The 11,462-nt window shown below is 55.3% G+C and carries 10 protein-coding genes; 6 read left to right on the forward strand and 4 right to left on the reverse strand.

Annotated elements, in window-relative coordinates:
* Positions 1–8 precede the first annotated feature (8 nt).
* On the forward strand, positions 9–1,079 hold the full coding sequence (locus tag KO116_RS11915; RefSeq protein ID WP_035558594.1) for a carboxysome shell carbonic anhydrase domain-containg protein: 1,071 nt from the start codon (positions 9–11) through the stop codon (positions 1,077–1,079).
* Here the strand turns inward: KO116_RS11915 and KO116_RS11920 are convergent.
* Positions 1,062–2,138: a tRNA-queuosine alpha-mannosyltransferase domain-containing protein gene (locus tag KO116_RS11920; RefSeq protein ID WP_035558596.1), complete on the reverse strand. Its 1,077-nt coding sequence runs from the start codon at positions 2,136–2,138 to the stop codon at positions 1,062–1,064. The two genes, KO116_RS11915 and KO116_RS11920, sit on opposite strands and share 18 nt — an antisense overlap.
* A gap of 237 nt (positions 2,139–2,375) precedes the next feature.
* Between KO116_RS11920 and KO116_RS11925 the strand changes: the two genes are divergently transcribed.
* From KO116_RS11925 to KO116_RS11940, 4 genes are read left to right on the forward strand one after another with little or no spacing between them, the layout of a single operon-like run.
* Positions 2,376–2,750 (forward strand): response regulator transcription factor, encoded by a 375-nt coding sequence (locus KO116_RS11925; protein WP_035558598.1) that lies wholly within the window; start codon positions 2,376–2,378, stop codon positions 2,748–2,750.
* On the forward strand, positions 2,747–4,810 hold the full coding sequence (locus KO116_RS11930; RefSeq protein ID WP_035558601.1) for a 3'-5' exonuclease: 2,064 nt from the start codon (positions 2,747–2,749) through the stop codon (positions 4,808–4,810). The genes KO116_RS11925 and KO116_RS11930 overlap by 4 nt, the downstream gene beginning before the upstream one ends.
* Positions 4,811–4,823: 13 nt before the next feature.
* Entirely contained in the window at positions 4,824–5,033 is a 210-nt protein-coding gene (locus tag KO116_RS11935) for a hypothetical protein (protein WP_035558603.1), read from the forward strand.
* 2 nt (positions 5,034–5,035) lie between these two features.
* Positions 5,036–7,789: a sensor histidine kinase gene (locus KO116_RS11940; protein WP_035558766.1), complete on the forward strand. Its 2,754-nt coding sequence runs from the start codon at positions 5,036–5,038 to the stop codon at positions 7,787–7,789.
* A 10-nt stretch (positions 7,790–7,799) separates the two neighbouring features.
* Here KO116_RS11940 and KO116_RS11945 read toward each other — a convergent pair whose 3' ends face one another.
* The 3 genes from KO116_RS11945 to KO116_RS11955 all read right to left on the reverse strand — a co-directional run bounded on the left by KO116_RS11945 (position 7,800) and on the right by KO116_RS11955 (position 10,579).
* Positions 7,800–8,927, reverse strand: a complete 1,128-nt coding sequence (locus KO116_RS11945; RefSeq protein ID WP_035558607.1) for a DUF294 nucleotidyltransferase-like domain-containing protein — start codon at positions 8,925–8,927, stop codon at positions 7,800–7,802.
* 31 nt (positions 8,928–8,958) lie between these two features.
* Positions 8,959–9,291 carry an HlyU family transcriptional regulator gene (locus KO116_RS11950; protein WP_035558609.1) on the reverse strand — a complete coding sequence of 111 codons (333 nt, stop codon included), beginning with the start codon at positions 9,289–9,291 and terminating at the stop codon, positions 8,959–8,961.
* Positions 9,292–9,358: 67 nt separating this feature from the next.
* The gene (locus KO116_RS11955; RefSeq protein ID WP_035558611.1) at positions 9,359–10,579 is read right to left on the reverse strand and encodes an argininosuccinate synthase; all 1,221 of its coding nucleotides are present in this window, start codon (positions 10,577–10,579) and stop codon (positions 9,359–9,361) included.
* Between the two features lie 192 nt (positions 10,580–10,771).
* Here KO116_RS11955 and rnt point away from each other — a divergent pair, with 192 nt between their 5' ends.
* A complete protein-coding gene (rnt, locus tag KO116_RS11960; RefSeq protein ID WP_008957300.1) occupies positions 10,772–11,440 on the forward strand; it encodes a ribonuclease T in 669 nt (222 codons plus the stop codon).
* Positions 11,441–11,462: the final 22 nt, after the last annotated feature.

Raw genomic sequence — 11,462 nt, forward strand, 5'->3', positions numbered from 1 at the left:
AGTCCTTCATGCCTACCCCTGCCACGCTACTGCATGATCAGCCCATTGAGCAGCGTATTGATGCACTACTGGATCTGTCACGGCAACACGCCGAGCACTTCTGTAGCCCGGGGGCATGGCTGGCGCGGCAACGCTATATGGCCCAGCACACCACCTCCATCGTGGTAATGAAGTGTATGGATGGGCGGATACATATTCCCCACGCCACGCGCACGCCGTTAGGAATCATTACCCCGTTTCGCAACCTGGGCGGCATTTTTGATCTGGGCTGGCCCTATTTGGGCGAGCTGCTGACGGACACGGTTATCGATGCGGCTCAGGCGGGTCGCGGGACGCTAATGTTGATTACCTATCATTTTTCCCGCGGCAATTCAGCCCATGGCTGCGCCGGTTTTAACTGTGACACCGAAGCAGCCAAAGCCCACGCCTACGCCATTGCCGATCAGGCGGGCAAGCTATTTGGCCAAGACCACCAGCAGGTTTACCCGCTGGTGTGCGGTTTTGAAACTGACAGCGATGCACTGATTATTCATGGGTACGAAGGTGCAGTCCTTGATGTAAGTGAGTGGGTTGGGCACGCCCCTGAAGCGCTGAGCAGCCAACTCAATGCCATTTGCCCAGACATGCCCCACGACATGCAGCGGGACTTACTCCCCCTGCTAGAAGGCAACCTCGCCCACGTTAGTGAACTGCAAGGTGTTGAACGAGAGCTGGATATCGAGCACCGCGAATGGGTGATCTGTATTGGTCGAGGCTTTGATTTTTTGCACCTGCCCAACACCGCGTTGATCATCGGCCCCTACGGGCCTGACTTAGCAGTCCCCATTGGCAAGGCGGCCACTATCATTGACACCAATATGCGCGCCGGACGCATCCCAGACGATGGCTTTATGCTGCTGGCTTCGACGCCTTACCAGCACAGCGGCGTTGATCGCGCCCGCGCGGAGCTGAAATCCCACTTTCTGTCAGAGTTTGCCGAGCAGGTGATTCGCCGTGAGCACCCGATGCTTGCGCAAAAGATGCGTCGCCATACCGCCGTGGTGCACTGGCCGACGCGGAGATTAGACCGGCTCGACTGATAGAAGCTGGCGGTAGGCCTCGCGCCAAGCGGGCCACTCCCAAACCGAAGTATCAAGGGTGACAGGACGCGCGGCTGGCTTTGTCAGCCAAGCATTGAGTCGCTCATACAGCCCTTCTCGGGTGCCGTCGTAGCGATAGCCAGGTGGATATAAGGCAGGGAAGCAAAGCCGGTCCGGCACCAGGGGCAGCGCCCCGCGCTGAGCCGCCTCCATAATCGCCAAGCCCTGAAACTCATGCCAGGTGGTCGAAACCACAATGCCTGCGCTATCTAGCAACTCACGGTACGCCTCCTCGGGTTGCGGCCCCCAAGCCACAATATGCTTGGCTAAGCGCTGCTCGGCTTCGTCAAAAATGGCCGGGGCTTGGCGAAAGCGCTGCCCTAGCACTGCCAGCTCAAACGCCACTCCGGCATCGCTTAGCGCGAACAGCACGGCAAAGAAGTCATCAGGATTTTTGTCATACTCCCAGCGGTGATTCCAGACAATGCGCTGTGGCACCGTTTTTTGAACAGCCGTTTGCTGGCGGGATGTTGAACATTCAGAAATGGGTACTGGCAAAACCTGAGACCGCTCGCGCAGCGCCTCCAGTGGCTTTGCCGCAGGCAGATTTTCCGGCATTTTTTTCAAAAACGCCCGTGCACCATCGATAAAGGAGTCACGATTATAGGCACTGTTAAACACCACACTATCCGCCGCTAGCGCCGTGTAGAGATTGACCATTTTGGCCTCTACTTGGGGTATCTGATCGCTAGACTTAGGATAGGCAAACTGGTTTTCGTGAAAATAGACGATCTTTTTGGCTCGTCCAAGGTGCGGAAACAGCCCTATGAGCGTCGCCAGGTCCACCATTGAAGTGGCAAGCACCACCTCATACGACTGGCTAAGGCTATCGTGCTCTTTCAACATCCAGCTCAGCGGGTTGCCGCGAATGCGCCAGGCAAAATGACGTGGAGGTAAGGACAAAAGCGTCCACGACACCTCATCAAGTTGCGCCATTAAACTTTGCGCCCAGTAGCGATGACTCACCGCTTCGTAGGCGGATAACAGTAGTACGCGCATTCACAGCCTTAGCAAGCAGATCAGTGGTAAGCCATAGCACTTTAAGACATAGCACTTTAAGGCATAGCATGTTAAGCCATGGCACAGGAGCTAAGCAGTGTACCAAACCAGGCTCAATTGCTCGCTGCTAGCAGTTTATCTGCCGGTGCATTCGGCCAAGGTCGTCTTGGCTGGCAGTCTCGATCTATCTAGACTGCAAGCATGCATCGTTAAAACAAATAAAAGCTGGAGAACACCATGGCCAAAGTGCTCGTCGTCGATGACGAACCCAACATTGTTCTATCGCTTGAGTTCTTAATGGAGCAAGCAGGGTTTGAGGTAGTAACAGCCGAAGATGGTGAACAGGCGCTAGCACGTGTTACCGATAGCCAACCTGATCTACTCTTGCTCGATATTAGCCTGCCGGGGATTAGCGGCTTTGACGTTTTAGAACGCCTACGCAACGAAGAGGCCACCGCCCAACTGCCGATTATCATGCTCACCGCTCACGGCCGTGATGTAGAACGTGAAAAAGGCATGGCGCTGGGCGCTGATGACTACATTACCAAGCCTTTTTCCACCCAATCCTTGGTGGAAAAAGTCAAAGCGCTACTCATTAAGGAGCAGCCATGACCCGAGGTGGGCTGCCCAAACGCCAGCGCCTGATTGGCCTATGGCTCTCGCTAAGCGGCATCAGCTTATTGGGCGGGGCTATTTTTGCCGCTTGGCTGGATGCTCAGCTCGCGCCCACAGGCGTCACCCGCATGGCGCTATGGATAGGCAGCTTTTCCGGCGGCGCGACCCTATTTTTGGTGGGCTTAGTGCTTGAACGCATGCTGTTTACACCGCTGCGTCATTTACAGGTTCAGCTGGCACGTTTGGTTGCCAATCCCGACGCCCGTGACGAACACCCACCCGAGGGTTGGCTAAAAGGGCTGAGGCCAGATTTACGCCGTGTGCGCGAAAGCTGGCGCGAAGATCGTAGCCGCCTCGCTACTGCCCACGCCGACGGCGCACGCAGTGCGGCGCGCATTCGTCAGGAGCTGGAAACACTGCTGCAGGTACTCGAAACGCCCCTGCTTTTATGTGACTACCACCGTCGTGTGATGCTGTTTAACCAAGCGGCAGAAGACTTCTTTGAAGGTAATACAGGGTTAGGCCTGGGCAAACGACTTGAAGCGCTGCTCCCTGTGGCCAGCTTGCAGCAAGCACTCAGCCAACTGCCTAACGACGGCTCCCCGCGAGAGCTGCTCGCCCCCTGCGATAACCGCTGGCTCAAAGTGATACTGCGTCGCGTGCCGGGTAGCGATGGCGAAACATTGCTGACGTTTGGCGATGCAACGGCGTCGTGGTCGAGTGAAATGGGGGTAAGAGCCGAATTGGCCGATATGCTGACCCCCCTACGCCAGCATACCGCCAGTCTCACCAGCGCCGCCGATGCGCTGATCCAACTCCGCCATCAAAACGAAGCCAGCACGTCATTGCTGCGTCAACGGTTTGAGCGCGTCATTCATGAGGAAGGCATCACGTTAGGCGACAACGTGGCCAAAATCGGCCAACTGCTCGATGATATGCAGCATCAGGGCGAGCGCTTAACGCCGATGTGGTCGAACGATTTCTGGCAAGCCCTGGATGAACGCCTAGATCCAGAGCATCGCTTAATTACCCCAGTGGGAATGCCCGCTTGGTTTAAAGGCGATGCCCCCGCCCTGATTGCGCTGTTCGACTCTTTAGTGAAGCACCTCAGTACCCACCTTCCCGAGAGTGGCTTTGAAGGTGAGATATGCCTGGGCAATAAGCGTGTCTATTTAGATCTTATCTGGCGCGGCAAAGCGATCCCCGAGCATGAATTGGCGGAGTGGCGCCAGCAACCGCTCAGCTCGCTGCCCCTCACGCCCAGCGTTGCCGACGTGCTACGCCAACACGCCAGCGACATCTGGAGTCTGACTGACGATGATGGGGTGCATGCCCGCCTGCGCCTTCCGCTCCCCGCCGTTGAACGCGTCGGTGCCCCGCGGGAAACGGCACCACCACGGCCCGAGTTTCATGATTTTGGCATTGCCGACCTGCCTCCGCCGGATGAAGCGCTGGCTAGTCGTTCCTTGCGCAGCTTGGAGGTCGTGGCGTTTGATACCGAAACCACCGGGCTTGAGCTGCGCCGAGGCGACACGGTGATCAGTCTGGGTGCCTGTCGCGTGGTCAACGCGCGGCTGTTGGCTAGCGAGGCCTTCGATCAAAAAGTCGATCCTCAGCGGCCTATTCCTGCCGCCAGCACGGCCATTCACGGCCTTACCGATGCCGATGTCATGGGCGCACCACCGCTGGATATCGTGCTTACCCGCTTTCGTGACTTTGTAGGCGAAGCCGTACTGCTGGCCCATAACGCCGCGTTTGATCTGCTCGCCATCAGTCACAAAGGTGTCGCTTTTGATATTCCCGTCATCGACACCCTGCTGATTTCTCGGGCGCTGGACGAAGCCTTGGACGGGCATGACCTGGATAGCCTTGCCCAGCGCTACGATCTGGCATTCCCTCCCGGCACCCGCCACACTGCCTTAGGCGATGCTCGAGTCACCGCAGAACTCTGGCTAGCCCTGCTGCCACGCTTAGAGGCCCGCGGCGTCGACACCCTGGAACAGCTGTTAGCGCTGCAAGCCAATGCCTTTGACCGACAGGATGCGAGTGCCTTATGAAGGACACAGCGACATGAAAAACTCAGGCACTCAATCGCGCAAAAGCGAACGCTTAATGGCCCTGGTAGCGGTCGCTTTACTGCTGTTCTGTCCACCGCTGATAATCGTAATAGACCGACTTCCCTCCTTTAACGTCGGCTGGTTACCGCTTTATCTGTTTTGCGCTTGGGCAGTCGTCATCGGTTTGACGGCTTGGCTAATGGAACACCGTGCGGATCGCTGATGATGCGTACTGACGCCGTCATCCTGGGCACTGCCTTTGGCTATTTAGCGCTGCTGTTTGTGGTCGCCGCCTGGGGCGACCGGCGTGCCGAGCAAGGGCGATCGCTGATCGGCTCGCCCACGGTATATGCCCTCTCCATTGCCGTTTACTGCACGGCCTGGACCTTCTACGGCAGCGTAGGGCGCGCCGCAGAGTTCGGCCCCAGCTTTTTACTCATCTATCTTGGCCCCACCCTCGCCATGCTGCTGGCACCCTTTGTGGTACGCAAGATGGTGCGCATTGCCGCCCGCCAGCGCATTACGTCCATTGCCGATTTTATCAGTGCCCGCTATGGCAAAAGTACCAGCTTAGGCGCACTGGTAGCCTTAATGGCCCTGATCAGTATCACGCCTTATATTGCCCTGCAATTGAAGGCGATTACCGTTAGCCATGCAGTCCTTATCAACTATCCACAAGCGGCCGACACGACGCTGGTGGATGAACACTTTTGGATGGATAAGTCTCTCTGGGTCGCGCTGGTGCTGGCGGTGTTTATTATTCTCTTTGGCACCCGCCACTTGGATGCTAGCGAACGCCACGAAGGCATGGTGGCCGCCATCGCGCTGGAATCCCTGGTGAAGCTAGTCGCCTTTATGGCCGTCGGTGTGTTCGTGGTCTTTGTGATGTTTGAAGGCCCCGCTGCGCTGTTTGCACAGGTGGCATCCACGCCAGCGCTGGTCGATAGCATGCGGCTGGACAGCGTTCCTGGTGGCGCCACCGGCTGGGTGGGCATGTTGGTGCTCGCCTTCCTGGCCTTTTTAACCCTGCCCCGCCAGTTTCAGGTACTGGTAGTTGAGAATGTCGATGAACAGCATTTAGCGAGAGCGAGCTGGTTATTTCCCCTCTATATGCTGTTGATCAACCTGTTTGTGATCCCTATCGCCCTGGCAGGCCTGCTGCTAGGTGCGAGCGCAGGTGATCCCGATAGCTTTGTTCTGACGCTACCGCTTTCAGCAGGTTTAGAAGGCCTGCCGCTACTGGTCTTTATTGGTGGTCTTTCAGCAGCCACCGGCATGGTGATCGTCGAGACAATCGCCCTCTCCACCATGGTTAGCAACCAGCTGGTGATGCCACTACTGCTGCGCTCGCGGCGCTTACATTTAAGTACCAAAGGCGAACTTGCCGGTTGGCTACTGGGAATTCGCCGGGTCGCTATCGTGCTTATTCTACTGCTGGGTTATCTCTACCATGCGCTCATTGGCGACTCATACAGCCTGGTCACCATTGGGCTGGTCTCTTTTGCAGGTGCGGCACAGTTTGCACCGGCGCTATTGATAGGCCTTTACTGGCGTGGTGCGACTCGCCAGGGCGCCACAGCAGGCTTAATCGCGGGCTTCTTGGTGTGGTGCTATACGCTACTGTTGCCGGGCTTTGCCCAGTCGGGCTGGTTGGATGCCACGCTACTTACAAACGGGCCATGGGGAATCGGCTGGTTGAAACCCTATGCGTTGTTTGGACTCGAAAATTGGGATATTTACACCCACTCGCTGCTCTGGAGCATGCTGGTCAATGTCGGGTTGCTAGTCGGTGTTTCGCTGTTTACCCGCCCAACGCCCCTGGAGCAAACTCAGGCGGCGCTATTCACCGAAGCCATGCACCCCAATCTACAAACAACATCACTCTCTGCGTCATTAATGCGCGGTCAAACCACTCAGGGGGCACTCAAAGAGCTTTTGGTTCGCTATCTAGGTGCCCAGACTACCCGTCGAGTATTCAGCCACAGCAGTACCAAAAACGCATTTGTGGCGGACGAGCCCGCTGCCGCCGAGTTGATTACACGGGCAGAGCAGGCATTGGCGGGGGCTCTGGGCAGCTCTTCAGCCCGCGTGTTGATCAACTCAGTGGTCCGTGGCGAAGCACTGGATATTGAGTCGATTCTCAGCATTCTGGATACCACCTCACAAACCCTTGAGTACAACCGTCGCTTGGAGCAGAAATCCCAAGAGCTCGTCCAGATCGGCGAAGAGTTGCGCAGCGCTAATGAGCGGCTGCGGGAGCTGGATCGTTTGAAAGATGAGTTTGTCGCCATGGTCAGTCATGAGCTCCGCACGCCGCTTACCTCCATCCGCGCCTTTGCCGAAATTTTGCGCGATAGCGGCCAGCTGTCCGATGAAAAGCGCCAGCATTTTCTGGGTGTCATCGTTCTCGAAAGCCAACGGCTCTCGCGCTTAATCGAAGAAATTCTCGACCTTGCCCGGCTGGAAAGTGGCCGTTTAACGCTTAACCCGGTGCCACTCGACCTTGCCGCCCTTACTCGACATAGCATTGACGCCATTGCGCATTTGCACCAAGAGCGTGGTATCCAGCTAGAGGTTCATTTAGAAGCAGACCCAGCGATGGTGGTTGGCGACCATGATCGTTTAGAACAGGTGATTATTAACCTGCTTGATAACGCTAGTAAGTTTGCTGATCGAAACCAGCCTAAAGTGCGCCTGTCGCTCTATCACCATCGCCGCCATTTCCGTTTAAGCGTAGAGGATAACGGCGCCGGCATTAGCGCGGATGAGCGTGAACGGGTGTTTGAAAAATTCCATCAGATACAGCAGAACGATGATATTCCCAGAGGGCGCCCCAGAGGGAGTGGCTTGGGACTACCCATTAGCCGTGGAATTATCGCCCATCTGGGTGGACGCCTCTGGGTTGAGGATGCCAAAACGCTGGGCGGTGCCTGTTTAACACTGGAGCTACCCGCGGCGCCGAATGACACTCACGCTTGATGCTATCCCGCTAAGCACTTTTGGCGCGCTGAACAAATGCTCTAATCTGCTGCAGATCAAACTTTAACAGCAGGCGCTCGTCTTCACGCAGGCGGCGAAGATCCACCCAACCGTCAGCGGCTTGGCCAGCGCTTTTGTTGATACGCTGTTGATCCAACAGGCGCTGCTGAAGTCGCTCAAAGACTGCCAGCAATAGGTCGGATTGCGTCCTAGGCAGCACATTTTCCACATGACTGAGCCTTATCAAGCGCTCTCGAGTGGCTATTTCACGCAGGCCATGACGAACGCAGAGCAAACGCGCTGCGCTGATCAGCGGCATTAAGCCTTGGTGTTTAAGATTAACGGCGTGGTCGTGCGGGGCATCGAGATGCGGACTTGAGGCGATTCGCCCAAAACGGTCCAGCGCGACCGGCAACTGATCAAGTAACGCTGCCATTTCATCCATAAATAGTGACGCTTTAGGAAGTATTGAAGCGATGCTCACGCCCAGTTGCTCAGCAAGCGCTGAATTGCCAGCGACGGGGGCAAAATCGAGCAAAATATTGGTCTGCTGAACGCGCTTCACACGCCGATCCGCGCTCCAGATTTCAAGCTGTGCATGCCATTCACTTATCCGCTTGCGCCACATGGGCCAGCGGGCCATCACATGGCCGCGGCACAGTGGAATGCCGGCTTCATCCAGGCGTTGAGTAAACCGCTCGCCCAGGGCTTGAAAGTAGCCGTCAATCTCAACATGCCGATGGTCAGGGTAATCATCGATAATCAGCGCATTATCCTGATCGGGGCCGAGCAGGCTCTCGTAGCGGGCCGCCGAACCTAACATCAACACACAGTAATTGACCGGTGGTGTGCCCCACCCTTGCGCCTGCAGTTCATCAAGGGATTGCGCAATCGCTCGACGATATAGCCAGGCATTATGATCACTGATGACTTGGCTAATACGCCAAGCGGGTAAATCGTAATGTATCAGTGTTTCAACCAAGGAGGGTTGCCACGCATAGGCGTCGGCAATAGAAGTCTGAGGTAAAGAGAGTTTTGAGAAAAGATGCTGGAGCGGCGCGTCGAGCGCCACGGTGTTAAAACGTCCATGCTCGTTGAATAAGGAGCGCCAGGGCGAGGCTTGGTGTACTACTCGCATACGCCTCTCCTTTACGAACGTTTGTGTCGGCTTACTCTGTACTGTCGCCAGCACGACGTGGGTCAGGCTCGAACATTGCCTCTCCGACTTCATCGATATAGCGCTGCGCTTTAGTAACCATCATGGCATCACACGCTTCGCGACCTGGCAGCATATCGGAGCGCTCAAAACGGTGTTCAAGGGTTTCACCGCTGGCATCAGCTTTACGAATCCAACCGCTAACGCGGTATTGACCGCTTTGATCATCCGGCTGAGACACAATCTCATAGCCTTTGTATTCCACGGCATCAGCCGCTTTGGTGGTAGCGCCGGGAGCAGCCTGACGATCACTACCAAAGAGTCCGGATAATAATTTTTTGAACATAGGGGTTCCTTAATATGCCGGGCGGCAGCGATTAGCTGCCGCCCTATCAACATATGCGCTTTAAAAATTAGCTTTGCTTTCGGCCTTTGCCAGCAGCAATGCGCAGGCGAAGAGCATTCAGCTTGATAAAGCCTTCGGCATCTTTCTGGTTGTAAGCGCCCGCATCATCTTCAAACGTAGCGATCGACTCATCAAATAGCGATTCATCGGATTTACGACCCACGACGGTCGCATTACCTTTATAGAGCTTCATACGCACGACACCCGCTACATTCTTTTGGGTCTCGTCAATGGCCGCTTGCAGCATGCGACGCTCAGGGCTCCACCAGTAACCGTTATAGATCACTTCCGCGTATTTCGGCATCAGCTGATCTTTCAGGTGGGCTTCTTCGCGGTCTAGCGTTAGTGATTCAATGGCACGGTGAGCACGCAACATAATGGTGCCCCCGGGCGTTTCATAGCAGCCACGAGATTTCATGCCCACGTAGCGGTTTTCAACAATATCCAAACGGCCAATGCCGTTATCACCACCTAGTTTGTTGAGCTTTTCCAGCACTTCGTGAGCTTTCAACGGCTCGCCATCGATGGCCACGATATCACCCTTTTCATACGTCAGTTCAACGTAGGTAGGGGTATCTGGTGCGGCTTCAGGAGAGACGCTCCAACGCCACATGTCGTCTTCGGCTTCGGCCCAAGGATCTTCCAAAATACCGCCCTCGTAAGAGATATGCAGTAAGTTAGCATCCATGGAATACGGTGATTTTTTCTTTTTATTGGCAAAATCGACCGGAATTTTATGCTCTTCGCAATACGCCATTAGCTTTTCGCGGGAGGTTAAGTCCCACTCACGCCAAGGGGCGATGACTTTCACACCGGGCTTGAGGGCATAACCACCCAGTTCAAAGCGCACTTGATCGTTACCTTTACCCGTCGCACCGTGTGAAATAGCGTCGGCGCCGGTTTCATTGGCAATTTCGATCAAGCGCTTGGCGATCAATGGCCGGGCGATAGAGGTACCCAGCAGGTACTCACCTTCGTAAATAGTGTTAGCGCGGAACATTGGGTAGACGTAATCACGCACGAACTCTTCGCGCAGGTCTTCGATGTAAATCTCTTTTACGCCAAGCGCTTGCGCTTTAGTTCGCGCAGGTTCGACTTCTTCGCCCTGACCGATGTCGGCAGTAAAAGTCACTACCTCGCAGTTGTAGGTTTCTTGCAACCACTTAACGATAACGGATGTGTCCAGGCCGCCTGAATATGCCAGCACAACCTTTTTGACATCGGACATTCTTTGCTCCTTTAAAAAGCGATTGGATTTGAGACAGACACTGAGTATAGCGTTCTCAATGCCCAGCGAATACCGTCAACGACGCCTGGGGGCTAAAGCTGCTAGAATCACCCCATTCAAAGCGGCGGCTTGCCGCTAATGTCGAATGATTACTCGCTTTACTATTACTCGCTTGAACATAAGGAGAGCTGCATGAGCGAGGCAATTGCCCGCGAATTAATGGCCCAACGTTTTCGCAGTTACCTGCCGGTGGTCGTTGATTTAGAAACCGGGGGATTTAATGCCCAAGGTGATGCCGTACTTGAGATTGCTGCCGTTACGCTGACCATGGATCCGGAAGGCAACCTGCTGCCTGATGCTACCTATGCTTACCACATTCACCCCTTTGAAGGGGCGAACGTTGAGCAGTCGGCGCTCGATTTTACCGGCATTAACCTGGATGACCCGTTACGCAGCCAGGTCGCGCTTAGCGAAGCTGAAGCACTCAATGAAATTTTTCGCCCTATACGTAAATCAATCAAAGCTCACGATTGCACTCGCGCCATCTTAGTTGGTCATAATGCGGCGTTCGATCAAGGCTTCTTGAACGCGGCGGTGAATCGCTGCGGCATTAAGCGCAATCCATTTCACCCATTTTCTAGCTTTGATACAGCCACTCTGGCTGGCTTGATATATGGACAAACCGTGCTTGCCCGCGCCTGCCGTGCAGCTGGCATTGAGTTTGATAATAAAGCTGCCCACTCCGCCCGTTACGATACTGAGCGAACCGCCGAGCTGTTTTGCTCCATGGTAAATCGCTATAAAGATTTGGGCGGCTGGCAGCTTGCTCAGCGCGAACAAGAGATGGATAGCACTGATTAGCACCTGGCATCCGCCGCCTAGC

It is taken from the genome of Halomonas sp. KO116, assembly GCF_000734975.2.
Lineage (GTDB): Bacteria > Pseudomonadota > Gammaproteobacteria > Pseudomonadales > Halomonadaceae > Vreelandella > Vreelandella glaciei.

What these genes read in the sequence shown, in the direction of transcription:
- KO116_RS11915 (WP_035558594.1), top strand. Translation starts at nt 9, where the DNA reads ATGCCTACCCCTGCCACGCTACTGCATGATCAGCCCATTGAGCAGCGT.
- KO116_RS11920 (WP_035558596.1), bottom strand. Translation starts at nt 2,138, where the DNA reads ATGCGCGTACTACTGTTATCCGCCTACGAAGCGGTGAGTCATCGCTAC.
- KO116_RS11925 (WP_035558598.1), top strand. Translation starts at nt 2,376, where the DNA reads ATGGCCAAAGTGCTCGTCGTCGATGACGAACCCAACATTGTTCTATCG.
- KO116_RS11930 (WP_035558601.1), top strand. Translation starts at nt 2,747, where the DNA reads ATGACCCGAGGTGGGCTGCCCAAACGCCAGCGCCTGATTGGCCTATGG.
- KO116_RS11935 (WP_035558603.1), top strand. Translation starts at nt 4,824, where the DNA reads ATGAAAAACTCAGGCACTCAATCGCGCAAAAGCGAACGCTTAATGGCC.
- KO116_RS11940 (WP_035558766.1), top strand. Translation starts at nt 5,036, where the DNA reads ATGCGTACTGACGCCGTCATCCTGGGCACTGCCTTTGGCTATTTAGCG.
- KO116_RS11945 (WP_035558607.1), bottom strand. Translation starts at nt 8,927, where the DNA reads ATGCGAGTAGTACACCAAGCCTCGCCCTGGCGCTCCTTATTCAACGAG.
- KO116_RS11950 (WP_035558609.1), bottom strand. Translation starts at nt 9,291, where the DNA reads ATGTTCAAAAAATTATTATCCGGACTCTTTGGTAGTGATCGTCAGGCT.
- KO116_RS11955 (WP_035558611.1), bottom strand. Translation starts at nt 10,579, where the DNA reads ATGTCCGATGTCAAAAAGGTTGTGCTGGCATATTCAGGCGGCCTGGAC.
- rnt (WP_008957300.1), top strand. Translation starts at nt 10,772, where the DNA reads ATGAGCGAGGCAATTGCCCGCGAATTAATGGCCCAACGTTTTCGCAGT.